The sequence below is a fragment of the Streptomyces sp. NPDC001851 genome, assembly GCF_040297165.1.
GTDB lineage: Bacteria > Actinomycetota > Actinomycetes > Streptomycetales > Streptomycetaceae > Streptomyces.
The window spans coordinates 31147-55607 of the sequence record NZ_JBEOYR010000038.1; the positions used below are offsets into that span (position 1 = coordinate 31147).

At 69.4% G+C, this 24461-nt stretch carries 29 protein-coding genes; 17 read left to right on the forward strand and 12 right to left on the reverse strand.

What is annotated here, in order from left to right:
* The first annotated feature begins 121 nt into the window (after window positions 1–121).
* From ABT171_RS37495 to ABT171_RS37565, 15 genes are all read left to right on the forward strand, one after another.
* Entirely contained in the window at window positions 122–457 is a 336-nt protein-coding gene (locus ABT171_RS37495; protein ID WP_351250900.1) for an SH3 domain-containing protein, read from the forward strand.
* A 106-nt stretch (window positions 458–563) separates the two neighbouring features.
* A complete protein-coding gene (locus ABT171_RS37500; RefSeq protein ID WP_503078352.1) occupies window positions 564–1031 on the forward strand; it encodes a hypothetical protein in 468 nt (155 codons plus the stop codon).
* Entirely contained in the window at window positions 1028–1471 is a 444-nt protein-coding gene (locus tag ABT171_RS37505; RefSeq protein WP_351250901.1) for a hypothetical protein, read from the forward strand. The genes ABT171_RS37500 and ABT171_RS37505 overlap by 4 nt, the downstream gene beginning before the upstream one ends.
* A gap of 10 nt (window positions 1472–1481) precedes the next feature.
* Window positions 1482–1895, forward strand: coding sequence for a hypothetical protein (locus tag ABT171_RS37510; RefSeq protein WP_351250902.1), 414 nt, complete (start codon window positions 1482–1484; stop codon window positions 1893–1895).
* Between the two features lie 39 nt (window positions 1896–1934).
* Window positions 1935–2783: a winged helix-turn-helix transcriptional regulator gene (locus ABT171_RS37515; RefSeq protein WP_351250903.1), complete on the forward strand. Its 849-nt coding sequence runs from the start codon at window positions 1935–1937 to the stop codon at window positions 2781–2783.
* Window positions 2780–3292 (forward strand): hypothetical protein, encoded by a 513-nt coding sequence (locus ABT171_RS37520; protein WP_351250904.1) that lies wholly within the window; start codon window positions 2780–2782, stop codon window positions 3290–3292. Before ABT171_RS37515 ends, ABT171_RS37520 begins: the two co-directional genes overlap by 4 nt.
* Window positions 3289–4506: an MFS transporter gene (locus tag ABT171_RS37525; protein WP_503078363.1), complete on the forward strand. Its 1218-nt coding sequence runs from the start codon at window positions 3289–3291 to the stop codon at window positions 4504–4506. Before ABT171_RS37520 ends, ABT171_RS37525 begins: the two co-directional genes overlap by 4 nt.
* Before the next feature lie 32 nt (window positions 4507–4538).
* Window positions 4539–4859 carry a hypothetical protein gene (locus tag ABT171_RS37530; RefSeq protein WP_351250905.1) on the forward strand — a complete coding sequence of 107 codons (321 nt, stop codon included), beginning with the start codon at window positions 4539–4541 and terminating at the stop codon, window positions 4857–4859.
* Window positions 4860–4947: 88 nt separating this feature from the next.
* A complete protein-coding gene (locus ABT171_RS37535) occupies window positions 4948–6174 on the forward strand; it encodes an ATP-grasp domain-containing protein (RefSeq protein WP_351250936.1) in 1227 nt (408 codons plus the stop codon).
* Window positions 6171–7328 (forward strand): MFS transporter, encoded by a 1158-nt coding sequence (locus tag ABT171_RS37540; RefSeq protein WP_351250906.1) that lies wholly within the window; start codon window positions 6171–6173, stop codon window positions 7326–7328. Before ABT171_RS37535 ends, ABT171_RS37540 begins: the two co-directional genes overlap by 4 nt.
* On the forward strand, window positions 7325–7945 hold the full coding sequence (locus tag ABT171_RS37545; RefSeq protein WP_351250907.1) for an HAD-IA family hydrolase: 621 nt from the start codon (window positions 7325–7327) through the stop codon (window positions 7943–7945). Before ABT171_RS37540 ends, ABT171_RS37545 begins: the two co-directional genes overlap by 4 nt.
* 30 nt (window positions 7946–7975) lie before the next feature.
* Window positions 7976–8836: an SPDY domain-containing protein gene (locus ABT171_RS37550; protein WP_351250908.1), complete on the forward strand. Its 861-nt coding sequence runs from the start codon at window positions 7976–7978 to the stop codon at window positions 8834–8836.
* 24 nt (window positions 8837–8860) lie between these two features.
* The gene (locus ABT171_RS37555; protein ID WP_351250909.1) at window positions 8861–9346 is read left to right on the forward strand and encodes a hypothetical protein; all 486 of its coding nucleotides are present in this window, start codon (window positions 8861–8863) and stop codon (window positions 9344–9346) included.
* Between the two features lie 264 nt (window positions 9347–9610).
* Window positions 9611–9913: an SPDY domain-containing protein gene (locus ABT171_RS37560; protein WP_351250910.1), complete on the forward strand. Its 303-nt coding sequence runs from the start codon at window positions 9611–9613 to the stop codon at window positions 9911–9913.
* A gap of 278 nt (window positions 9914–10191) precedes the next feature.
* Window positions 10192–10368 carry an LAVTG motif-containing sortase-dependent surface protein gene (locus ABT171_RS37565; RefSeq protein ID WP_351250911.1) on the forward strand — a complete coding sequence of 59 codons (177 nt, stop codon included), beginning with the start codon at window positions 10192–10194 and terminating at the stop codon, window positions 10366–10368.
* A 125-nt stretch (window positions 10369–10493) separates the two neighbouring features.
* On the opposite strand, the gene ABT171_RS37570 is transcribed toward ABT171_RS37565, so the two are convergent.
* Complete coding sequence (locus ABT171_RS37570; RefSeq protein WP_351250912.1) at window positions 10494–11339, reverse strand: SDR family oxidoreductase; 846 nt, start codon at window positions 11337–11339, stop codon at window positions 10494–10496.
* Between the two features lie 165 nt (window positions 11340–11504).
* Between ABT171_RS37570 and ABT171_RS37575 the strand changes: the two genes are divergently transcribed.
* Window positions 11505–12521 carry an ATP-dependent DNA ligase gene (locus ABT171_RS37575; protein WP_351250913.1) on the forward strand — a complete coding sequence of 339 codons (1017 nt, stop codon included), beginning with the start codon at window positions 11505–11507 and terminating at the stop codon, window positions 12519–12521.
* Between the two features lie 253 nt (window positions 12522–12774).
* Here the strand turns inward: ABT171_RS37575 and ABT171_RS37580 are convergent, their stop codons facing one another.
* The 6 genes from ABT171_RS37580 to ABT171_RS37600 form a co-directional block, all read right to left on the reverse strand.
* Window positions 12775–13161, reverse strand: a complete 387-nt coding sequence (locus tag ABT171_RS37580; RefSeq protein ID WP_351250914.1) for a DUF6233 domain-containing protein — start codon at window positions 13159–13161, stop codon at window positions 12775–12777.
* Between the two features lie 49 nt (window positions 13162–13210).
* A complete protein-coding gene (locus ABT171_RS42045) occupies window positions 13211–13513 on the reverse strand; it encodes a DUF8825 domain-containing protein (protein ID WP_503078379.1) in 303 nt (100 codons plus the stop codon).
* Between the two features lie 220 nt (window positions 13514–13733).
* Window positions 13734–14549 carry an MBL fold metallo-hydrolase gene (locus ABT171_RS37585; RefSeq protein ID WP_351214528.1) on the reverse strand — a complete coding sequence of 272 codons (816 nt, stop codon included), beginning with the start codon at window positions 14547–14549 and terminating at the stop codon, window positions 13734–13736.
* A 136-nt stretch (window positions 14550–14685) separates the two neighbouring features.
* Window positions 14686–15576, reverse strand: a complete 891-nt coding sequence (locus tag ABT171_RS37590) for a fumarylacetoacetate hydrolase family protein (protein ID WP_351214526.1) — start codon at window positions 15574–15576, stop codon at window positions 14686–14688.
* 74 nt (window positions 15577–15650) lie between these two features.
* Window positions 15651–16946, reverse strand: coding sequence for an amidohydrolase family protein (locus ABT171_RS37595; RefSeq protein ID WP_351250915.1), 1296 nt, complete (start codon window positions 16944–16946; stop codon window positions 15651–15653).
* Between the two features lie 70 nt (window positions 16947–17016).
* Window positions 17017–18186, reverse strand: a complete 1170-nt coding sequence (locus tag ABT171_RS37600; RefSeq protein ID WP_351214522.1) for a trans-sulfuration enzyme family protein — start codon at window positions 18184–18186, stop codon at window positions 17017–17019.
* Between the two features lie 154 nt (window positions 18187–18340).
* On the opposite strand from ABT171_RS37600, the gene ABT171_RS37605 reads away from it, so the two are divergent.
* Window positions 18341–18814, forward strand: coding sequence for an Lrp/AsnC family transcriptional regulator (locus ABT171_RS37605; protein WP_351214520.1), 474 nt, complete (start codon window positions 18341–18343; stop codon window positions 18812–18814).
* 56 nt (window positions 18815–18870) lie between these two features.
* Here ABT171_RS37605 and ABT171_RS37610 read toward each other — a convergent pair whose 3' ends face one another.
* The 5 genes from ABT171_RS37610 to ABT171_RS37630 form a co-directional block, all read right to left on the reverse strand.
* Window positions 18871–19713, reverse strand: a complete 843-nt coding sequence (locus ABT171_RS37610) for a PhzF family phenazine biosynthesis protein (protein ID WP_351214518.1) — start codon at window positions 19711–19713, stop codon at window positions 18871–18873.
* Between the two features lie 200 nt (window positions 19714–19913).
* A complete protein-coding gene (locus ABT171_RS37615) occupies window positions 19914–20600 on the reverse strand; it encodes a TniQ family protein (RefSeq protein ID WP_351250916.1) in 687 nt (228 codons plus the stop codon).
* Entirely contained in the window at window positions 20597–21649 is a 1053-nt protein-coding gene (locus tag ABT171_RS37620) for a TniB family NTP-binding protein (protein ID WP_351250917.1), read from the reverse strand. The genes ABT171_RS37615 and ABT171_RS37620 overlap by 4 nt, the downstream gene beginning before the upstream one ends.
* Window positions 21646–23538 (reverse strand): Mu transposase C-terminal domain-containing protein, encoded by a 1893-nt coding sequence (locus ABT171_RS37625; RefSeq protein ID WP_351250918.1) that lies wholly within the window; start codon window positions 23536–23538, stop codon window positions 21646–21648. Before ABT171_RS37625 ends, ABT171_RS37620 begins: the two co-directional genes overlap by 4 nt.
* Entirely contained in the window at window positions 23535–24287 is a 753-nt protein-coding gene (locus ABT171_RS37630) for a TnsA-like heteromeric transposase endonuclease subunit (RefSeq protein WP_351214514.1), read from the reverse strand. Before ABT171_RS37630 ends, ABT171_RS37625 begins: the two co-directional genes overlap by 4 nt.
* Window positions 24288–24461 lie beyond the last annotated feature (174 nt).

A 24461-nucleotide genomic window follows, 5' to 3' on the forward strand; every position in this document is an offset into this window, starting at 1 on the left:
CATAGCTGATGATCGCCGGTTGGCCAAACCGGCGATTCTCCGGACTCTTAAACGGCCGCCGGGACAACACCGGTTCGGCACTTCCCTCATTTCTTCCTTCCCGCCTGGAGGCTACTTCCGCATGCGCGCAACCCGAATAGCCGTATCCGCCGCAATCCTCGGCGCCCTCGCCCTGCCGATCGCGGCGGCCACCACCGCCACGGCCGCTCCGAGCAGCGTCCTGACCTCCCAGTCCTGCAACGACCCTGGTCCGTGGGTCATCGGCACCAAGGCGGTGACCATCCGCTCCAAGGCATCGGCCAAGTCCACCCCCGTCGGCATCTTGTACCGCGGGCACAAGTTCACCGTCCACAAGACCAGTGGCCACTGGCGGTACATCACGGATCGAACGACGGGTGAGAAGGGCTGGGTGTCCGCTACCTACGTCTACCGCGACGTCCCGATGTGCCTCGACTGAGACAGATGCACCAGCAACTCGACTGCGTCTCGGCGCTTTTGAGCGCCTAAATCCCTTCCTTCTCGGTAGTTCAAGGACCCCTGTGTCCGTCCAAGAGGAGTCCCCCTTGTCCGACGCTCCACCCGATGCAGTAGACAATGTCGTGGCAGTGCTCACCGAACGGATCGAATCCCGCTTCGGAATGAGCATGGATCACTTGAAGGCGGCCGTCGCCGCTGCGCCGACCGCCAACTCCAACGCCACGGACGTGGTCAAGTGGCACGGCCTTCTCCTCGAATCGCAGGCAGCGCTGGAACGAGCGGAGGACGCCCTCGTGGTCGTGCTGGAGAGCCAGCCCAGTGAGGTCGACGATCCGACAATGGAGTTGGCCCATCGCGTCGACGCGGCCGTCACCGCCCGGGACGGGCGGGCCATGGTCGTGCGGTGGCTTCTCGACCCGAACGCCGTGGGCAAGGAGGACCTGGCCGCCCGTCGGTTGGCCCGCTTGCGCGGGCGTCAGGGACCGGCCGTGCCCACCAGCCCTCCGCCGAGGCCGGCGACCACCCCGCAGCCGGGAAGGAGCCTTGCACGGTGAGCGTCCAGCTCAAGCTCAGCTCCGCGGACGACCTGCTGCACCAGATCTTCGGCGTCCCGGTCGGCGACCTGTACACAGCAGCGGTACGTCCCGACGCTTCCCCGGCGCTGTCCCGCGCACTGGAGCTGCGCTCCTTCCTGGCTCTGGCCGAGGAGCAGGTCGCCCGGGTCCGTGACCGCGTCCACGAGGCGATGGCCGCGGACCGCGACATGGACGAGCTGTCCGCCGAGGACCTGCGGATGGACGCGCAGTGGCTGGAGGCGGCGCTCGACGCCCGCGACGGCTACCGCGCCGCGCTGGATGACCTGCTGCGCACCATGCCCCCACCCGGGCAGCGGGCCCGGACCGTCCGCACCATGCAACCGACCCCCGCCACCGTCCTGCCTTCAGCCGCCCCGGCGCCCAAGCGTGCCGGGGCGGCCCGGGCCCGCCGACTGTGAAAGCTTCTGCTTGACCCACCCGACGTCCGCCGAGATCGCCGGACGGATCGAGGACCTCTTCGGCGCTCCGCTCGCCGCCCTCGCCTCCCATGCTCAGGACCAGCCGCCTGGCATGCTCTCCGCGCTCCTCGGCCTGCACGACACCCTCGCCTTCACCGAGCGCAGCATCGCCTTCCATCGTGAGCGACTCGCTCAACTGGTCCACCCCGAGCGGCACATCAGCGCCCACGAGGTGCCGCACGTGCTCGATTGCGCCCGCCGGCTCGCGGAAGCGGTCGCTGTCCGGGATACCCAGGCGGTGACGGCGTCGGCGGTGCTGCACAGCCTGGTGCGCGTCGAGCCGCCCGAGCCGTCCCGAGCGTCAACCGCCGCCGTGGTCACGGCCCCTGCCGCTCCGGCTGCGAGCCCTGCACCAGGCCGCTGACCCTCACGCGTATCCGCCACTCTCACTGGAGTTTCTTCCTTGGCCCTCACCGGTCTGCCCCCCGACACCGATGCCGACGTCGCCCGGGTCACCGAGGCACTCGCCATGATCACTCCACGCTGGAACGTACGGATCCTGCTCGCCCTCAGCGGGCAGCCGCTGCGCTACAGCGAACTCGCGGCCAAGGTGTCCTGGCTGCGCGACGGCCAGCTGCACCCCAAGCTGCGCCAGCTGTGCGATGCCGGCCTCGTCCAGCGCACTGAGCACACCTCGCGGCATGTCACCTACGGCCACACCGACCGTGCCGCAACGCTGCTGCCAATTCTGCCGCTGATTGTCACCTGGGCCGAGCGGTATCTGGAGAAGTCGGACCAGCCGCTGCCCGCGATTGAGCAGGTCGAGGACAGTCTCACGCTCCTGACCCGGCGGCACGCCGCCGCGATCCTGTGGGTGCTCAAGATCCGGGGCGAGGCCAGCGGCCGGGCTCTGGCCCAGACGGTCATGCCCGGCAGTGACTGGACCAACATCTACCCACCGCTGCGGCAGCTGGTGGACGACGGTCTCGTCGGAACCGACGGGATCGGGCAGCCCTACCGTCTGTCTGCCGCCGGCGACGGTCTCGGTCCCGTCCTGGGCGCCCTGTCCGCCTGGTCCGCCGGCCAGTCCCTCAACCAGGCCGGAGAGCACCCGATTTGGGGGAGCGCCAACGCCGCACCTGAAGAGCGGATGTGGCTCAGCAGCCAGACACGGATGCCGGCCCCGACGACCGCGCCCGCACCGTACCCGACCGACCAGACGCCGCCGGCCTGGCAGCGCACCGCTCTGTTCTCCCATGCCACCCCGCCCCGCCCGCTGGCGGCACTTCCGACTGGAGGCCCGCGCCGATGACCACCCTGTTCCAGGCCGCTGGCCTCCGGCACGCCTGCACGATGCTGACCACCCCCGGTCTGATCCGCCTGGTCTCCGAGATCGACGACAACGGCCCCATCGCGCCGCGCAGCCTGACTCGCACCCTCCCCGACGTGCCCGTGGCCCAGCTGCGTCAGGCCGTCGAGCAGGCCCGCGCTCTCGGGCTGGTCCGTCACCGTCCTGGTGTCGGCCTCAGCCTGACACCGTCCGGATCGGGCCTGGCCGACCTCTACGACGGGATGGCCCGCTGGGCTCGCAGCCGCAGTCTCCCGGCCCCAGTGTGCGACTTCACCAGCCGTGTCCAGCACACCCTCGCGATCCTCGCTGTGCCTATCGCTCTGACTGCGCAGGAGGCCACCGAGGAGTTCGAAGGCGCTCCGGCTACCGAGGCCGATGAGGAGCAGGCCGGGCCGCGTGACCTTCTGACCCAGTGGCTGCGCGAGAACCCGCAGCTTGTCCAGGGCGCCGAACCCGTGCTGGCCGCGTGAGGGCCGCCAGAGCCCGGCACGCCCGCCACCCTTCCTTGTTCCGCAGCGTCTACCTGCCCCGAACGGCTGACGGCGCCGCGTTCGCGATGACCACCTACGGCATCCCGCTCATCGTGGTCGCGACGACAAGGTCGACGACCCTGACGGGCGTCGCCTTCGCGCTGGAGTGGCTGCCGCGCCTGGTGGCGTTCACGGTGGCTGGCTCCCTCGTCGACCGCCACGGCATTGCCCGCATCTTCCGAACCGCGTGTGTCGGCAGGGCTCTTGCCGTCCTGCTGGCCGCGCTCCTGCTGGCGGCGCCTGACTTCGGGGTGCCAGCGGCGGTGACGGTGATGGCGCTCGCACCAGTGAGCGGCTTCCTCACCGAGTGCAGCTACATCGCTGCGGAGACCGCCGGCGGCGACGCAAGTCGAACAGTCGGGGTCCGGGCGCACCGGGTGCAGTCCGCTTTGCTGGCCATCGACCAGACCACCACGCTGGCCGGGCCCCTGGCCTCAGGACTGCTGCTGCAGTACGGCGGACCGGCTCTCATGCTCAGCACCCTCGCTGCGCTCTCCCTGCTCGCCGCCACCTTGCTTCCACGCCAGTCGGCCATGCCGAGTGGCGACACGCAGGCCAAGAACGGTGTGAGGGCCGGCTGGGGCACTCTGCGTGCCCTTCCCGCCCTGGCCTGGCTGGTCGGCGGCTTGCTCGTCTCCAATACGGCCATCGCCCTTCTCCAGGCGGCGATGCCGGTGATCGTGGTCACCGAGCTGGGACGCTCCAGCGCCGATGCGGGACTCATCTGGTCCGCCGCCGCCCTCGCCTCCCTGCTGGCCATCACCTGCGCGCGTCGGGCAATCGACCGGTGGGGGCTGTGGCCGGTCGGTGCCACCTCTGCCGCCGTCGCCGCCGGAGCCACCCTCGCAGTCGCCCAGGCAGACACCTACCGCGGATACGTCCTGCTGATCGCCGTCCTGATGGCCGGCGAAGGCGGCCTCACCGTCGTCCTGCGCACCCTGCGCTCTCATCTCATCCCGCCCGAGGTGTTCGGCAGCACCCTAAGCCTGACGATCCTCCTGCTCCTGGTGCCCTTCCCCCTCGCCGGTCTGCTGGTCGCGGCCATCCCGCCCGGCCAGATCGGGCACGCCGTCACCGTCACCTCCCTCCTGCAGGCCCTCGGCCTCTTCACCGCCTTCGCCCGGCTGCGCACCCTGCGCACCACCCCTGCTTGAGCCCTCGCCCCGAAAGGAACCGACGCCCCCGCATGCCCTCCACCGTGCAGGTCGGATTGCCCGGCCTCGACTTTCCGCACCGGGACGGACTCACGATCACCGAACGGTTCCGCGCCTTCGACTCCCAGCACCCCTGGATCTACCGGGCTCTTGAACGGCTCGTCGAGGAGCGTCTTGCTGCCGGAGCCGAGCGTGTCGGGATGAAAGCGCTGTTCGAGGCTCTGCGCTGGTGCCGGCCGCATGGGGTCAAGGGCCTGAACAACAACTACACCGCCTTGTACGCCAGGCGGTTGCTTGCTGCCCATCCGGAGTGGGCGTCCGTGATCGAGGTCCGCCGCCGACGCAGCCCGTAGAGCCCCTCGGCCACCTTTCCCTATCTGATCTTTGAGGAGTTCGTTCTTGTCTGACCGTCCTGTCGTCCTGGTTGTCGCAGCCGCCGACATGGAAGCCGAGGCATACCGCGGCTACTGCCTTGAGTCCGTGGCTGCCACCTACGACGTCGTCCTGATCACGGGCGAGGAGCCGTCGTGGGAGGTGCCGTACATCCGGGACTGCGTGGTCGTTCCCGATCCGACCGATCAGGCGGCGCTGTCGGCTGCCGGTCGCGTCCTGGCCGAACGCTACGACCTGGCAGGCGTGTTCACGTGGACCGAGTGGTACCTCGTGCCCGTGGCTCGCCTTGCACGCCAGCTCGGCTTGCCCACCACTGGCCCGGAGGCCATGCAGGCGTGTCGCAACAAGGCCACCTCGCGCACTCTGTTCGCCCGGCACGGGGTCCCGTCGGCCGCCTCGGCGAGCGTCCGCACCCTGCACGAGGCGCGGGGCGCGGCCGATCGGATCGGCTACCCGGTCGTGCTGAAACCGGCCGCGCATGCCGCAAGCATCGGCGTCATCCGCTGCGATACTCCCGAACAGCTCACCAGTGCCTTCGAGTTCGCCAACAAGGCCGCCGGTCTGGGGCGGGAGAACACCAGCGTGCTGGTCGAGGAGTATCTCGACGGGCCCGAGTTGTCGGTCGAGTGCGTCACCCATCGCGGTGAGAGCACCGTGGTCGCCGTCACCCGCAAGACCGTCAGCGACCCGCCGTACTTCGAGGAACTGGCCCACTCGGTCGACGCTGGCGATCCTCTGATCGATGTGGTCGCCCCGGCGGCACGGGCCGCGATCCGCGCCCTGGGGATCACCGACGGCGTCGCCCATGTCGAGATGCGCCTGGTCGACGGACGCCCCCGGCTGGTCGAGGTCAACGGCAGGATCGCCGGCGACATGATCGGCCACCTGGTCCGCCTGGCCACCGGCATCGACCTGCCGCGCGCCGCCGCCGACATCGCCTGCGACCGTGCACCGGACCTCACCCCCACCCGCTCCTCGGCCGCCGCGATCCAGCTCATCTACCCGGAAACCTCCGGCATTCTGCGCCGCCTCGACTTCGACGGGTCGCGCCCGGCGGGGCTGGAGCGCGTCCACTTCCAGCGCCACGTCGGTGACCAGATCCTCCTCCCGGCCGATGGCGGCGACATGTTCACCGCCCGTATCGGCTACCTGATCACTACCGCGCCCACCGCCGACCTCGCCCAGGCCCGCGCCGAGCAGGCCGCCCACAGCCTCCGCATCGACGTCACACGGCACATAGCCGGTGACGTGGTCGTGGGCGGTCGGGCTGCATGAGCCGTACCACCGCCTCCGCCCGCCATAGCCGGGGGCTGCTCACCGGTTACTTCCTGGGCTTGGGCGTGGTGATGGCCGTGTGGGGCGCCCGGATGCCGGCCGTCCAGCAGGCCGCCCACCTCAGCACCGCCCAGCTGTCCCTTGTCCTGCTCGCTGCTGCTCTTGGGATGGTTGTCGGCCTGTGCAGCGGCGGTCGGGTCGCCCGGCCCGAACGGCTCCCGCTCCTCTTGATCTTGGGAGCCGTCGGCCTGGCCGGAACACTCGCCGTCCTGGGCCAGTGCCGCACGCTGGCCTCGCTGCTCGCGGCGGCGCTCGCCTTCGGCATCGCACACGGCGTCCTGGACGTCGCAGCGAACTCCGCGGCGGTGCGCTGCCAGAACGCTTGTGGCCGGCCCATCATGTCCTCCCTGCACGCTGCCTACTCGCTGGGAGCGCTCGGCGCCGCCGCCCTGGCCGCCGCCACCGTCCGCATCAGCCACAGCACCCTGTTCCTGGTGACCGGCCTGGCGCTGACCGCCGCTGTACTCGTTGCCGGAGCGAGCACACGCGCCCTGCACGGCGCCGATCAACCTCTGACGCCCAACAACGTCGACGCCGGCGCTGCCCAGGCGGCACTGCCGCCCACGAGGCTGTGGCTGCTGGGTGCACTGGCGGCCGCAAGTCTGCTGGGGGAGGGGGCGGCAGCTGACTGGGCCGCCGTGCACGTGCATAGCCTGCACGCCAGCACGGCCGTCGCAGCGAGCGCGTTCGCCCTCTACAGCGCGGCCATGGCCCTGGGACGGCTGAGCGGCGACCGGCTCACCGCCGCCGTCGGCGCCCCCACACTGGTCCGTGCCGGCGCGGTGCTCGCCGCCGCCGGACTGGCCACCGGCGTCCTGGCCGACAGCGTGCCCGCGGCTCTGGCCGGCTGGACCGTCTTCGGACTCGGCCTGTCCGGCACCGTCCCGTCCCTGATCACCGCCGCAGGGACCGGCGGACCGAAGGCCGTGGCCACGGTCTCCGTCACCGGCTACCTCGGCCTGCTGGCCGGCCCCGCACTCCTCGGCGCCCTCGCCAGTACCGCCACCTTGCCCACGGCCCTGCTGCTACCCGCCCTCCTGGCAGCCGCCATCGCCTTCCTCGCCCACCGCGCCCTGGAGAACACCACCCCTTGACCCGCCACACCCGCCTCGTCGCCGTGATCCTCGACTACAACGGCGTCATCGGCCTGCAGCCCACCCGCAGCCAGTGGCTCCGCCTCGCCCGTATCGCGTCCTGGTCCGAAGACGACCTCACCGGTTTCCAGCGCGCCTTCTGGAGCGCCCGCGAACCCTACGACGCCGGCCAGCTCAGCGACATGGCGTACTGGGCCCGCGTCCTCGGCTCCCATCCCGACCCCCGGCTGCTGCGCGAACTCCTCGCCGCGGACACGGACATGTGGACCGCCACGGACGAGCGCGTCCTGTCCGCCCTTCGCCGCGCCCACCGGACGGGGCTGCCGATGGTGCTCTTGTCCAACGCACCCCGCCACCTCAGCGACGTGCTCGACACTCACGACTGGCGGCCGATGATGACCCAGGCCCTGTACTCGGCCCGGCTGGAAGCCTGCAAGCCCGACCCGGCCGCCTACCGCCACGCCCTTGCAGCCACCGGCGCCGGTAACCCGGAGCGCGTGTTGTTCGTAGACGACCGCGCCGACAACTGCCATGCCGCTCGCAACCTGGGGCTGACCGCGCTCCACTACACCGGCCGACCCGCCGACCTTGAAGGGGCACTGCTGCCCACCGCGTGACCCGCCCCTACCTCACCGTCCCAGGATCCTGTGCTACCCCACGACGACACCATCGACGGGGACGTCTACGTCTCCCCGCGCTACCTCGCCCGCGCCACCGCGATCGGCGATCCCGGCCTCGACCCGCTGCGCGACCTCGGCTGGGACCTTCACCACGACGACCTGGGCAATGCCTACCTGACCGCACCCGACCGCAAGGTCCGCCTCGGCTACCTTCCCGAGGGCGAGGACGACGGCCTGTGGCGCATCAACGCCTACAAAGACCCCTTCGGCCCCCCTGTCTGGGGCGTGTGCTTCAACGACTCCTGCCCGACGGAGTTCGTCACCGCCTTCACCACCGCCCTCGCCGAGGCATACCAGCAGGGACCGGACAGCTACTTGGCCAGGCCCGTCTCCGGGAGCAAGGACCATGACCCCTTCCTCGCCGTCGCACCACTGATCAACCGGGGCTGGCTCATCGACCGGCCCCGCTGGGGCGTCTTCGCCGTCCAGTCACCCGACAAGCTGGCCGGACTCGAATACACCACCGGCGACCTCGACCCGGAAACCGAGCTGACCACGCGAGAGGCACGCTGGCAGCTGTGGGCCGGCACCTCCGTCGACCGGCCCTACTGGTACGCCACCGCCAGCACGGACACCCCCGTGGGCCTGCTGAAGGCCCTCACCGAGTGCGTCTCCGACCCGGCGCCGCTGCCCCGCTGGCGGGAGGACACATACAGCTACGTCAAAGGCAGGGCCCAGGTCACCTCGATCATTCCGCCGGGGCCGCCAGCCCCGACCCCGCTCGACGTCCAGCGTGCCGTCGGCCGCAGGCCGGCCGCCCGGCCCGCTGCCAGCGTCCCGCGCTGGAGCACCACCAGCCGACCCGCGCTGGCCGGGCCGCGCCGCTGACATTCCCGGGAGACCTACGTGGCCATGTACGCCCGCGAGTTCTTCGCCGAACTCGAGTTGCCCTTCGCCGACAGTGCCGTTGTCGGCGACACCTACTACGCCACCCCCATACCCGGGGGCCCGCTGCGGTTGCGGATCGACTTCAGCCCCGCTCAATGGGCCAACGAGTACGCCGGTCTTCGCCTCGCCACCCTCCACCAGGACCGAGGTGAACTCGACGTCACCGTCCTACGGTTCGCCGATCACAAGACCTTCGATCACCGCGACTCCACGCGCGGCCTTCAGCCGCACAACTCGGGCCACGGCAGGTTAAAGGAGTTCAAGGATCGCCCTGACTGGGTGCCGTGGGAAGGCGCCCACACCAACGGCCTGCGTGATGCGATCGAGCAGTACAGCGCCGTGTGGTTCCCCGGCACCTGGGCCGCATCCGCCCCCAGCCGAGCCGCGGGTCGAACGGCGCGGTCGGTCCCGTCTCCGCCGGCTCAACGTAGGGGTGCGCGCTCCCGATGACGACGAAAATCCCACAGACAGGACCCTTTTCTGTTGCTCGACCCGCCCCTTCGAAGACCTCGATCGCGATCAGACGGTGCGCGTCCTGCCCCGCCACCTGGCGGGTCCCGGTCCGGCCGATCTCCGTGCCATCTGGCCCTTCCCCTTCGACGACGACTGGTCCCTGCACCAGCCTTCGGACGACGAAGGGGCGGTCGCGTGCAGTCCGTGCCTTCGCCTCCGTACCGGCTACGTCGCCGACCCCCACAGGCGGGGCGGCATGCAGTGGATCACCGTCGCAAGTCCCTCGGCTCCCGCCTCGCGCCGTCCTGGCGAGCCTGGGGCGGTCAGCCGGACGAACCCCAGTGGAGCGTGCAGTTCACCCCGTCGACGCCCACCACCCTGGTCGCAGCCTTTACCGCCTCCCTCCTCTCCACCGAGCCGGTAGAGCGCACCGTGAAGGACGTCCCCTTCTTCACGCGCCACCACGTCTCCGTCGCGGTGGCGACTCCAACCGCCAAGCCGCCCAAGCCGTTTACGCCGGTTGCTACGCCGCCCCCGAGGCCGGCCGTAAGCCGAACCCGCTGACACGCCTGTACCCACCCCCAAAGGAGACCAAGGCTCCCGCCGGATACGACCTCTACACGCGCACCAAGACCTTCACCGCCGGCCCCGGCACTCCGGTCACCGTGACCGTCACCAACTCCAAGCGTTCGACCTCGCCGCATCCCACACCGACCAAGAAGCCCACCCACACCCCGTCCACACCGGGGGACAACCCGACCAGCGGAACCTCCGGCGGCGGCCCCAGCCCGGCCACCTCTGACACATCCGACAGCACCCCATCGGCTGCCCCGGTGCAGGCCGTGACCGATGATGCATCGCCCACCGCCCCCGTCGGCTCCCTGGCCCACACCGGGGCCGACACCAGCCCGTGGCTCCTGGGCGGCGCCGCACTCCTTGTCGCCGGCGGTACCGCCGCCGTCATTGCCGCTCGGCGCCGAGCCAGGACCGACAGTGAGGAGACCCCTGCCGAGAACTGACCCCAGCTGAGCACAGCGCCCATTTGCCCCCGGAACCGTCGCGGACCGGGGGCTGTCGGCTGTTCAGCCCATCTGTGCGGCGGTGGCTTTCGCCAGGCGTCTTGGAAGAGCACCGCAATCCGGCGTTACGGGTTGCTCGGCTTGTTGGTTCCTTCGATGAGGAACTCCCGGGCGCCGCGCAGGGAGGTGACCAACTCGCGTTGGGTCGCACGGCAGTCGAGACGGACATCGAGCCCACCGGGGATCCCGGATTCGCTGCGCCGTCCTGCCCGCAGCCGGGAGACGTCGAGCCCATCGCGGCGAGCGACGAGGACACCGAGGTCGTAACGGCTGACAGGCTCGGCTCCCGCAAGGTGGCGTACACCGGAAGCGTCGGAGAACCCCAGCTCCAGCAGAGCGGCGGCCAGATCCGACACATGCACCGGGCACCGGACGTCGTCCGTGAACAGCGCCCCGTCCCACTTGCCCGACGTCAGGTCATGCACTGCTCGGACATGAGCAGAGCGTCGGTCCCCGATGATCAGGGAGGTACGGGCGACGACGGCGTCCGGGTACACGAGGCGGACGCCGGTCTCAGCCGCTGCCTTCGCCGCGCCGTACGGGGTGACAGGATCGGGCAACTGGGACTCGTCGTAGTGGACGCTTGCGCCGGAGAACACTGCGTCGCTCGACACGTGGACCAGCCGGCAGCCGTGCCGGGCGGCGGCCAGCGCGAGCCGCACAGGCCCCTCTGCCGTCACTGCCCAGTCGGCTGCGCCGCTGGTTGCGTTGATGATGACGCGCGGTGCCATGTCCGCAACGACGCTTTCCACATGCTGTGGATCCCGCAGATCAAGGGAATGCCAGATGGCGTCCGGGACCGAGCCCGGCCGGGTCGCGTACGTCGCGGCCGTGAGATGACCCGCGGCCGTCGCCTGGCGGACCAGCTCGCCGCCGAGGAACCCGCTCCCTCCAACGATCAAGACCGACATAAAGTGACACGATAGAGAATCACGGATGTCTCCGGCCAGTCTTGCGTAAACCGGCAGACGGGCAGGAGGCCAGTATGCCTACTGGTGAGCGTGCATTCGCGTCTCGCGGCGTGGCGATCACCAGCACGACTCGCGGTCCTGGCCATAGTGCCGTAGACCGGGTGCATGGTGCTGCAACCGCCGGTTGAACCGATGCTGGCGCAGGCCCGTGACCAGATGCCACCGCCGAGCGCGCTCCCCGGCGAGCCGCTGTTCCAGCCGAAGTGGGATGGCTTCAGGGCCCTCGTTTTCACCCCCTGTTCGGCGCCCGGACCCGTCCTGATCCAGTCCCGGCGCGGGACACTGATCCAGGCCCGTTTTCCCGACCTCGTGCACGCCGCCGCCGAGCTCCCCAAGGGCCTGATCCTCGACGGAGAACTGCTGGTATGGGCCGGTGAACACCTGTCCTTCGAGGCCCTGCAACGGCGCGCGGCCTCGCACGGCCGTCCCGTTGCCCGGCTTGCTGAGCAGACGCCGGCCCACTTCGTTGTGTTCGATGTCCTCCAGATAGACGGTCATGAATCGTTGCGGACGCCGTACGCCCAGCGCCGGGCGCGGCTGGAGACGGTGTTCGCCAAACACCACCTGGCCGACCCGTGGACGCTGTGCCCGGAAACCGGCGATGTGATCCTCGCCCGGGAATGGCTGATGTCCTGGACCGAGGTGCCCGGCATTGAGGGCCTGATCATCCGTGGAAGCCAGCAGCGCTACCTGTCTGGTGCCCGCGCGCTCATCAAGATCCGCAGACGCGACACCACCGAGTGCATCATCGGCGCAGTCACCGGCACGCTGCGTCGCCCGCAGAGCCTCGTGCTGGGCCGGTACGACCGGGGTGGGATCCTGCGGGCCGTCGCCCGCAGCACACAGCTGCAGCCCCGCCACGTCTGGCATCTCGCCGATCAGCTCACTGCGGCCAAGAGAGGGCACCCGTGGGAGGGCGTCCGGTTCACCACGACATGGGGGTCCCGAACCCCGCTGGAGGTGGTCCTTGTCGAGCCGGAGCTGGTCGCCGAAGTCGACGTGGACACCGCCCAGGACCGAGGCGTGTGGAGGCATCCCGCGCGGTACGTACGACTTCGCGAGGACATGGCGCCCGGGGACGTTGTTGCGTTCGGGCAAGGAGCTGTGCCGGCCGCTGGGTGACGGCCGCCGATAAGCCGGAGGAATCGTCGGCGGCCTCAATCGCTCTGCATGGCCGGCACACCAGCTGGACATCGGACCCGTAGCGGCGCGTCAGCCCCTGGCACCGCGCAGTAGCCGACCTGATTGGGGGCACATCCCAGTAGCAGAGCGGCGGCGGCCCGGTCCGTTGAAGGGTCGATGCGCTGTGGCATCTCGTCCATGTGTCCGAATGTACGTCCGGCCGCCGGGGCGGGCAGTTCGTCGACCGGAATGCTCACGCCAGGTCTGTGCCCAGCTCGGTGTCAGGGCGGCAGAACTGGCACGGCTCGATGTTCGGGTCGGTGAGCGCGGCCCGCGCCTCATCTGGCCTGATCTGGTGCGGCGTGCCCTCGATCATCGAACAATCAGCGAGGTGGATGAAGGCGGGCTCAGGCCCATGAGGGGTCCGCTTCTGCTGGACGACGTAGCCGGTCTCCATCGGCGGCGGAGTGAAGCCTGCAAGCGGGCCGCCACCGTTAACCTTGCCCATCCGCCGACCCGGCTGCCTTGGTCGCTCCGGCTCGGCCGGACCCTCGGCGCGGGCCAGGGGCATCTTGACCTTGTCTCGTTGGAGACGCAGGTAGATGGCGATGGTCTCGGTCTTGGCGAGCTGCTCGTCCAAATACGCCAGGATCAGCCGGAGCCGGGGCGGGTCAGAGGGCAGCGGCGGGTCAGGGGGTAGCTCGGACATGTGCACCGTGCAGCGCCGCCCAGCCCGCTGACCGCTGGCCCTGCCAGTACGGATGGAACAGCACCTCCGACGACAGGTGGATCAGTCGCGTCCGAACCGCAGTGCGCGGCCGTGCTGCGAGCTGCCGGTAGGTGGCGTGCCACTCCTCTTGTGCGCGAGCGAGGTCGTCGGGAATCGGACTCATAGCCGGATTCAAGCATGTGTTCGATTTCCTTGGCCACTCCGCCCGACCCTGACAAGGTGCCGGTGTGTCTCGAGCCAACCAACCTTGGGCGCGCGCCATCGAACCTTGGCCCTTGAGAGGCCGCGCCACCGAAGCCCGGTCGACCCTGACAGCAGTTCTGTCCTTTGACAGTGAAGATAGTCGAGTGCTGGCTGCTGACCTGCGCCGACTATGTTGGATGTCAACTAGGCCGCTCGTGCCGAGGGCGTCCGGTTCGGCTTTTGTCTGCGCTGCGCTGGTGTCGAATCGCTGGATCGGTCACAAGTGCTGCTGGACGGATTCAGGCGAGCGCCGGCGCGAGGTACTCCAGCGCGTAGCCAGTGCCGTTGCGCGTCACGCGTCCCACTCCGGGTGAGTCCAGGTGGGCGCCGGCGACGAAGTACCCGGGCGTGGTGAGTTGTTCGAGGAGCTCGGTGCGTGCCTTGCGTGCTTGGGGCTGTGCGCCATCGAGTTCCCAGGAGACGTCCGGCTGGGCGAATTGCAGTGACGGTACGTGCACGGTGTCGCCCCAGACGAGGAGCCGGCCGGCGCTGCTGCTGACCTCGTAGACGGTGTGCCCGGGGGTGTGCCCGGGCGTCGGGACGGCCATCACCCAGTTGTTGATCGCGATCTTGTCGGTGATGGTGGCGACTCGGTCGCCGACCGGTTCGAGCCGTCCGCTGAATACTGCTGTGTCGCCTACGCCGATCCACACGCGTCGGAGGTTGGAGAACGCCTGGGAGCCATCGGGGGCGATGAGGCCGTTGACGTGGTCTTCGTGATTGTGGGTGATCGCCACATCGGTGATGTCGCCGCGGTCGATTCCGGCTTCGGCCAGGGCGTCGTAGAGCGCACCCATGGTCGAATGCCAGGCGTTGGATGCGCCGGTGTCGATGAGGATGGATGCTGTCCCGTCAGTGATGTGGAACGCGTTGACCGAGAGGCGGAGGTTCCCGTCGACCAGCGGGACGGTATCGGGCAGCTCCGCTAGTGTGCGTCCGCTTACGTCACGCAGCCGTGTGGGCGGCATGTCGACGTAGCCGTCGCGCAGTGAGGTCACTGTCAGATCGCCGAACTCGAAGGTGGCATGGTGTCGGCCGCCTGAGATGAGCCGCATGGAATCGTCCTTGTGTGTGCGTGGTTGCTCGGTGGGGGGTTGATTGCCTGCGAGTAGCTTGGCTGTGGTGATAGTCGCGGCGGAGGCAGCAAGTCCTGTGCCGACGGCGATCAGAAGCCGCGGCGCGAATGGCTTCTCAGGGACCGTTCTTCGGCCGCGTACTGACGGTGTTGCGCAGCGTGCCAAGTCCAGTGATCGCGCATTCGACGACGTCGCCGGGGGTGAGGAAGCGCGGCGGGCTGAAGCCGAGGCCGACGCCGGCCGGGGTGCCGGTGGCGATGATGTCGCCGCTGTGCAGGGTGATTCCCGCGGAGATGGTACTGATGAGTTCCGGGATGTCGAAGATGAGATCGGCGACGGATGCCTTCTGGCGGGGCTCGCCGTTCACGGTGGAGGAGACCACGAGCCGTGTGGGATCGCCGACTTCGTCGGCGGTGACCGCCCAGGGGCCCATCGGGGCGAAGGTGTCGAGTGACTTGCCCAGGAGCCACTGCTGGTGGTCCCTTTGCAGGTCTCGCGCGGTGACATCGTTGATGATCGTGTAGCCCCACACGTGGGCCGTCGCCCGATCGCGATGGATGCCGCGCCCGCCGCGCCCGATGATGACGGCCAGCTCGGCCTCGTAGTCGAGCTCGGAGGTGACCGCGGGGTGAGGGTCGATGTCCTCGTACGGTCCGATCACCGTGGAGGGGAGCTTGGAGAAGACGACCGGTACGGTCGGCAGAGCCCCGGGGCGTTCCGGCTGGTCGTAGCCGGAGCGGCCGAACTCCGCCACGTGATCGCGGTAGTTCTTGCCGACCGCGAACAGGTTGCGGCGTGGCTGCGGGATCGGTGCGAGCAGCCGGGGCGAGGCCACGGGCGGCAGGCCGGCCGCGGTGTCGATGACAGGTCGCAGCTGTTCCCAGTCGTCGATGACGTCGAGCAGGGTGCGGTTACCGAGCACACTGCTCAGGTCGCGTACGTGTCCTTCGTCGTCGATGTGGCCGAGCGCGGCGCGCTCGGCGGCGGTGAACGTCACGAGCTTCATCAGCCGGGTTCCTTCCTCTTGCCGTGGTCGAGCAGGGCGGCGGGCAATCTCGTGCTGCGGCGGCTCGGATGCGGCTACTTCGCGGGCTGCGGACGCCAGGTGCCGTCGAGCGGTACGCCGGCGGCGGCGGCGATGCGGTCGCGGGACGCGATCAGCCGGGTCTTGAGCGCGGGCAGGTCGACGTCCAGCAGGGTTCCATCTCGTTTGACCACGCGGCCGGCGACGAGCACGGTGTGGACCAGTCCGGGGTGCCCGGCGGAGACGATGGTGCCGGCCGGGTCGGTGACCGGGAAAACAGTGATGTCGTCGGTGCGCAGCAGGATGATGTCGGCGTCCTTGCCGGGGGTGAGGCTGCCGGTGCGGGCGTCGAGTCCGCACGAGGCGGCGGCGTCGATGGTGGTGAACTCCAGCAGGTCGCGGGAGTTCAGGCCGCCGTCCAGGCCGCGCTGCACCGCGAAGGCGGTGCGCATGGTGGAGAACATGTCGCCGCTGACCGAGGGGACGTCGTCGACGGACAGCGTCGGGCGCAGGCCGGCGGCGAGTGCCCGGCCGGTCAGCGGGTTGCCGAAGCCCATCTTCAGCTCGACGTCCGGGCTGATGGAGAGCCAGCTGCCCGCGTCGGCGAGCATGCGCAGTTCTTCGTCGCTGATGCCGTTGCCGTGCACGAACGTGGTGGTATCCCGCAGCAGGCCGTGCTCGTTAAGGTCGGCGATGGGGCGCTGGGTGCCGTCGGAGCCAGTGTGCAGGCTGGTGCGCAGGCCGAGTTCTTCGGCCAGCTTCAGCTCCCGGGCGAGGGCGTCCATGCCGGTGTCCTCGGGGCCACGCAGTCCCCACACCAGGCTGACCAGTTGGTCTCCGGCCAGGTCGGCGTGGACGCGGCGGATCGCGTCGTCCACGGAGTCGGCGGAGCCCCAGCCGGCGCCCAGGCAGAAGATGGACCGGGCCGGTACGTCGCGCAGTGCGGCGATGGCGGCGTTCTCGTGCTCCGGGCCCTGCGCGACGTGGTACCAGTCCAGCATCGTGGTCACGCCGGAGTGCAGGGCCTCGAGGCGGCCGAGCAGGGTGCCCAGGTACACGTCTTCGGGCTGGTAGTGCGGCTTGACGGTGCCGTGCATGGCCACCGCCCACTCAGGGAACGTCCAGTCCGCGCCGGCGCCGCGGAACGCGGTCTGCCAGCCGTGGCGGTGGTTGTCGACGAAGCCGGGCATGACGATCCGGTCGGACGCGTCGATCACCTCGGCGTCCGGCGCGTCGATCCGCTCGGCCACATGGATGATCTTTCCGTTCTCGATGAGCACGTCGCCGGGCTCAAGGTCCCCGATGGCCGGGTCCATGCTGACGACGGCGCCGCCGGAGAGCAGGGTCTTCATGACAGGGTCCTTTGCTTCGGTGGTTCACGTTCACCCGCGTCAGGCGGGTTGAGGCCGGGTGCAGGGACGCTCAGTGGTGCAGCGCGTCGGCTGCGGCGAGGGCGTCGGCGACCAGGTCGGCGGTGTCCTCGGTGCCAGCCGCCAGCCGCACCAGGCCCGCCGGCACGGCATCGGTGATCTGGTCGTCGCTGAGCATTCCGGCCCACATGGAGGCCGGGTGCACGGCGAGCGACTCGACACCGCCCAGGCTGGCCGAGCGGCGTGGATAGCGCAGGTGAGACAGGAAGACATCGGCCATCTGGTATCCGCCGGTGAATTCGACGCTCAGCACCCCGCCGAATCCCTTCATCTGGTCGACGGCCAGCTTGTGCTGCGGGTGGGTCGCCAGGCCGGGGTAGTGCACGCGCGCCACTGCCGGGTGGCTGTTCAGTGCCTCGGCGAGGGCGAGGCCGTTGTCGTTGTGGCGCGGCACACGCAGCGGCAGGGTGCGTATGCCGCGCAGCAGCAGCCAGGCGTCGATGGGGCCGAGGGTGGCACCGGTGAGCAGGCTGGTGTCCCAGATCCGGTCCAGGATCTTCGCCGGCCCGGCCAGCACCCCGGCGGAGACGTCGGAGTGGCCGTTGAGGTACTTCGTCGCACTGTGCCAGACCACGTCGATGCCGAAGTCCGCCGGACGCTGGTTCAGCGGGGTGGCGAAGGTGTTGTCCGCCAGGGTCAGCACACCATGGGCATGGGCCAGGTCGGCGACGGCGCGCAGATCCGTGATCTGCAGCAGCGGGTTACTCGGTGTCTCCACCAGGATCAGCCGCGTCTTGGGAGTGAGGGCCTTCTCAAACTCCTCGGGGCTAGTCTGGTCGACCAGCGTGGTGGACACGCCCAGACGCGGCAGCAGATTGAGCAGGACCGATGCAGTGCCGCCGTAGGTGGACTTCTGCCCGATGACATGGTCACCGGCGGACACCAGAGCGAGTACCGCCGTGGTGATCGCAGCCATGCCGGACGCGGTGACCATCGCGGCCTCGGTGCCCTCCAGCTCCGCGACCACGGCCGCGACCTGGGCGTGGTTGGGGTTGCCGAAGCGGGTATAGAAGTCGGCGCCCCGCGGCTCGACAGCGCCGGCGGCGAAGGTGGCCGCGTCCTCGGCCGAGAACGCCGCCGTCTGGTAGATGGGCGGCGCAACAGCGCGGCTGGAGTGGATCTCACGGTCGGTGTGAACGGTGACGGTGCTCTTGCCTGGCATGGCTGCCCTTCCGGAATTCGACGCTATGTCCATATCCAGCATGGCCGCCGGTAAAGCCGACGCGACCCGGTTGTCAGCAATCTTGGCAAGATCTTGCGCTCAAACACGGCAATCATTTGTGCTATGTGAGCCTGTCAAGCAATATCCTGCTGTCATGGATGAAGTGGACCGGTCGATCCTGGCCGTACTCGAACGGGACGGCCGTATCAGCAACAACGAGCTCGCCGCCCGCGTCGGACTGACGCCCTCACCGTGCCTACGGCGCGTGCGGCAGCTGGAGGAGACCGGCGTCATCCGCGGCTACCGGGCGCTGATCGACCCGGCGGCGGTCGGCCGCGGGCTGCGCGTCTTCGCAGGGGTGCGGCTGATGCGGCACACCCGCGCAGCCGTGGTCGCCTTCGAACAGCAGGTGATGGAGCTGCCGGAGGTGACCGCCTGCCACCACATCACCGGCAACTTCGACTACCTGCTGCAGGTGGAAGTCGCCGACCTGCCCGCCTACGAGGATTTCCACGCCAACCAGCTGGCTGCCCTGCCCGGCGTCGGCACGGTCAACAGCTTCGTCATCATGAAGACACTCGACACCCCATGCCAACCAGCTGCCCGCGGCCCGGGCGGCCCACGCTGACGGTCGTCCCATGACCGGAGCCGGCGGGTGCCGCGCGGGCGCGGGCAGCGGGAATGTCACGCGGTGATGGAGCCGCGGATGCACACCGTCGTGGCGCCGCTGACCCAGACGGTGCCGTCCGGATCGGCGGTGATCTCGATGCTGGCGGCCCGCCCCAGCCGCGTGCCCTGGGAGACCCGGTAGGTGGAGGGTGCGCCGCCGATGGCGGTGAGCCACTGCCCGACACCGGCATTCATGCTGCCGCAGGCCGGGTCCTCGGGAACGCCTGCCCCTGGGGCGAAGGTGCGCATCTCGAAGTGGTGCGAGGATCCCTCGGGGTGGGCCCCGATCGCGCCGACCATCGCGGTCGGGATGAGAGACAGGTCGGGCTCGAGAGCGAGGACGTCCTGGGCGGTGGCCAACTGGACCACCGCCCAGCCAGGCCCGTTGTCCACCCACTGGTGGGCAAGCACCCGCTCTCGGGTGATGCCGAACGCGGCGACGATCTGGTCCAGATAGGCGTCGTCGAGGGCGCCTTCGCGCACCCTGGGCGGGGCCGCGAAGGACAGTGAGCCGTCCCCGCGACGCACGGTGACCAGGCCCGCGGCGCACTCCTGCACGATCCGGTCGGTGTGCTGTGGCGTGCCGCCGCCCTCCAGCCAGGCCCGCGCAGAACCCAGGGTGGGATGCCCCGCGAACGGCAGCTCGCCCCCGGGCGTGTAGATCCGCAGCCGGTAGTCCGCCTCCGCGGCAGTGGGGGGCAGCACGAATGTGGTCTCGGACAGGTTCGTCCAGCGCGCCAGACGCTGCATCTCCTCATCCGCCAGGTCCGTGCCGTCCAGGACGACCGCGACCGGATTGCCACCGTAGGGCTGTGCGGGGAACACATCGACCTGCATGAACGAACGGGTTCGCGGCATGGTCATCGAGCCTTTCGCATGGTGCCAGCGGATTCGGTGTCCATCCGAGCTGGCGCCTGCGGGCTGGTACAGGGCCACTCGCACTGCAGTGGACTGAATATGGCCCGGCATGGGAAGCAGGCGATCACTGTCCACCGGCCGACGTCCCCGTGCCGCCTGGTAGGCAGTGGCCTGCTCCGCGTCTTCGGTACCAACCTGCACTACCCAGCCTGCTCACCGTGTGCAACCAGCTGACCTGGGTCGACTGGGGCGGATGTCAACGAATCTGCTGGTGCTGCCGCCGTACGGGGTCGTGTGTACCTGATGTAGTGGCGAATGCTGTCGTAGGTGACCAAGTAGTCGTGGTGGTCCAGGAGCGCCGTCCAAATCTGTCTTCCGTTGAGCCTTCTGCTGATCATGCTCTCGATCAGGTCGGCGAGTTCGCCTGTGATGGGATCGGTCAGCGGGCCTGTCTCTGCAGTGGTGAGGCGTGGGATCTCCAGGGCGAAGCGGACGTCCGAGCAGCGTAGGTTGTAGCGCTTGGCGAGCGTGCGGATTTGTGCGCCTTTGAGGGCCTCTTGAGCGATACGGTGGGCCAGGGGCCGGCGCCGGGTGAAGGGATCCTTCCTGGGGAGGCGCCGGCGTGGTCTGTTCGTGCCGCCCAGGGCGTCGGCGTCAGCAAGGGCACGTTCGAGTACTACGGGCGAGTGCCCTGCGGCCGTGGCGAGGTTTTCGAGGAGCGGCTTGCCGAACCACTGTGGTGGGCCGCAGAGATAGCAGTGCAGGAAGCTGGGCTTGAGATGGTTGGCGCGAGCCAGACGCCGGATGAAGGAGTTCGCGGACTCTCCGAGACGGGGACGGAGCCGGACCGGCAGCGGTGCGAACCGGGGCGGTAGCTCGCTGTTCATCGGAACTTGCCGGTCTTCGTGGCCAGCGACGCCGTGGTGTGGGCGGTGTGGTCGAGCGGAATGGCCTGGAGGCTCTTCTTGGTGATCTTCTCGGTGCCGGTGAGGATGGCGTCGAGGGCGGCTCCGCGGATGGCGTGGGAGAGGGATCCGATCATGCCGCCGGTGCGGTCGTGCAGGAAGCGGTCCAGGCCCGTGAGTGTGCCGGGCCGGTGGTCGTGCAGCCGCAGGGCGTCCTCCATGGCGGCGACCAGGCCCTTCCATTCGCTGTTGTAGGGGAAGGGGCGGGAGGGGATCAGGGTGAAGCGGCCGGCGATCTGGGCGCCCCGTGTCCCGGACAGCAGGCCGGATTCGGCGATGTCGATGCCGGCATAGACGAAGGTGGCGGCCAGGCGCTCGGAGAAGTACTTGAGGGTGTCGGCGACTTCGGCGCCGTGGCGGCTGGTGAGTGAGATGTTGTGGAGTTCGTCGACGAGCACCAGCCCGGTGCGGGTGTCGGTGCAGACACCGACCACGGCCTCGATGATGTCGGTGATGTTCGAGCGGGCCCGCACGGGCACGCCCAGGAAGCGGGCGAACTCGGTGGCGATCATGCGGGCGGTCGCGGCAGGCGGGACAGTGACGTAGACGACCGGGATGCGGTCGGTGACCTGTGGGTGCCGGGCCCGGTCAAGGAGTTCGTGGGAGCGCCCCAACTGGGTGATGGCGATGGTCTTGCCGGTTCCTGCGGGGCCGGAAACGATCAGCCCGCGGCGGGCGCTGATCGCGTGGCGGTTGAGGAGGACCAGCCGGCGGCCGCAGATCGCCGTCTTCTCGACGATCGAGGTGGCGACCGTGAGCATGCGGGCGTGATGGTCAAGGCGATCCTCGTCGTAGAGGCCCCGCTCGGACGCCGACATGCGCTGCCAAGCGCTCCGGGACGACAGAGCCGGGGCTGTGGGTGGCCCGTCGATGAACCTCCGCCACCCGGCCAGGGTGTTCAGCTGCCGCCCAGCATCGGTGTCGGCCTCCCGCAAGACGGTGCGCCGGGCCGCCGGCTTGGGGATGGTCACGAGCGCCTCCAGGGGTTGGCCAACGGGTCGAACAGGCCCAGCGGGACGACCTCGGCCAACGAGGTGTCCGTGGCCTCATCCATCGGTTCGCTGTCGGCCGGCGGATCGGGGATCTCCCGCCCTGGGGCGGTCGCCCGGGTGCGGGCGGCGATCCGGCGATCCCGCCGGGACCGCCTTGCCGGAGGGTCCTTCTCGTCCGGGGGGCCGTCGTGGGCGCGTGTGAGCAGGGCGGCTGCCGCGTCCGCGATCTGTGCCTCGTTCCCATTCCGCGGGGCCTGCTGACGGGCGTGGTCCCAGGCCAGTTCTCCGAACGGGACGCCGACGCGGTGCAGGTGCCGCCAGAACACGGTGATCCACCGGTCCCTCCCGTCGCGGCGGTCGCGTACCCAGATCCGGGAGACGTCGTAGGGGTCGTAGTGGACCTCCCACAAGCCCTTCTTCTCCGCGACCCCGGAGCGCTGACGGCGCAACGGATTCAACTCTGGGCTGTCGTAGGTGCGGTGGTTGAGCCGGATGCCGTAGGCGTTGATCGCCTGCCACCGTTCCGGCAGCAACTCGATGTAGTCCTCACCGCTCAACGGGGCCGGAACGTAGCCGCACGACTCCAGCAGCATCGCGTATTTCTCGTTCGGCGAGTAGGCCCGCTTCGGAGCGCCTGGATCTCGTAGGGCGTCATGCGGCCGGTTCTGCCAGACGGCGACGATCCACTCGTCCAGCAGGTCCTGCAGCTCGGGCAGAGACCACAACGGTCCGTCCTCCAAGCGCCGGCCGCGACGGTCCACCGACCGGCCGGTGTAACCGGCGACAAACGGCGCGAACAGCGTCGACACCGAACCCAGGGTCTTCTCGATCACGCCCTTCTCGAAGGGCGACGCCTTGTGTGTCGGTTGCAGCGTGACACCCAAGAAGCGGCACGAGGCTCGGAAGTTGTGCGAGATGAAGACCTTGCCGTGGTCGCAGACGATCGTCTCCGGAATGATCACCGGCCTTGCCGCCGCATGCTCCAGCCGCTCGTCCAGGGCCAGCAGCCGCTCGTGCGGCAGCACCGACCGGGACATCCGAAGCGCCTCTGGCCAGCCCGGACGCATCGACTCCGGTGTGATGCTGCGGGCCATGAGGGCGGAGGCGTCGGCCGCCTTCGTCGTCGGGCGCAATACCGCCGCAGTGATCGACCTGGAGGCGATGTCGACCAGTGCGGTCAACTCGACCTTCTCCGCAATGCCGTTGTCCAGCCGCACCAGGACATCCAGCGGACTGGAGTCGATCTGCATCAACTCGCCCGGCGCGATGGCCGGTACTTCCCCGAACGGGCCGGCCGGACGCGCATGCACTGAGCGGCGCGTGGTCGCCGAACCGGTCGCGTGTGTGCCGGCGGCCAGCTTGTCGAAGAGCCGGTAGAGCGTGCGCTCCGTGGGCAGTTCGATACCGTCGGTATCCTCGCGGGACGCCAGGATCTGCTTCGTCCGCCAGATAGTGAATCGGACCGTCCTTGAGGAGGCATCCGCCGTCTCGGCGATCGCCTGCCGCATCGCTTCGACCACCGCTGGGGCGATCCGGCCGAACGTCGGCAGTTGCTTGGCCGACCGACCGTCGGCCAGCCCGACAAGCCCGTCGCGGTGATATCGCTGGCGCCGCTGCTTGATGCCGCTGGCTGTCATCGGATGGCCGGCTGCCGTCAGCTCGGCCGCTTTCGCTCGCTCGCGATCGGCCAGCGAATGCCGCCTGGGGTCGAACTCCGGTCGTGGCACTGCCCCTTGGGGTGCATCAGACGGCAGACCGTGCAGCACCTCCAGGATGTGGTCCTCCCACCAACGAGCCTGGTCAGCAGCCGTCTTGGGGAACTCTGCGATCCGGGCAGTCGGCGGAACCCGTCGCCGCTTCTCTTTCATCCGGCACCTCCACCGGACAGGCGGACGACTGTGCGCGGGCCCAACAGTTCGACTGCGATCCCCTCGGCGGACAATTCCTGCCTCCACAGCAGGTGGAACAGCACGGGCAGCGTCGCGAGCCGGTCGCCGGCCGCATCCGCCCCGGGCATCAGCGGCCCCGGTTGCGAGAAGACCTCCATCAGCCGGGCAGCGACCGGACCCCGCCGGCAGCGGGGATGACGGTAGCGCGACAACCACCGCACGTTCGCCAGCAGCACCGCCTCCGGCGTCCCCACCCGCTCGAAGCCCCACCCGGCCTCGGTGCAGGCCCGGCGCGTCACTTCGAACGCTTCGGCATCGCGCGGCGCGATCCAATCGTCGGCGCGGACATCGACAACCACGGCCGAACCATCTGCCCGACGCACAAAGAAGTCCGGGGCATGCCGACGCTCACGCGAACCGTCGTGCCAGTGCAGCCAGAACGGTTGGGAGGCGACACCCACCACGGCGGGATCGAAGTCCATGAGCACGAGGTGGTCCCGCTCCAGCCACGACTCGAAGCCGACATGCTGCCCAGTCGTCGCTGCCCAGTACCAGCCCGGGAAATGGCGCCCACCCGGCGGCCACCGAAACGGCCGTACCGGAACCGCATCCTCGAACCTGACCGACACGCAGTCCAGCAGCGGACGCCGTCGACGCTCGCGCCGACCTTCCATGCACGACACCTCGACGTACGGCACGGCCCCGTCCGCCTCAGCCGGTACGGCCATCCAACACCCCCAGCGTGCTCACCCCGCACGACTAGGTTCACTGTCAAAAGAGCCGAAACGACTGGGTTCGTTGTCAAACGCCTCGATTGGATGACAAAGGACAAGTTCGCCTGGGGCAGACAGGAAAGATCCACGAAAGACTGGCCAATGCTTCCAGCGGCATGTCAACGTAGA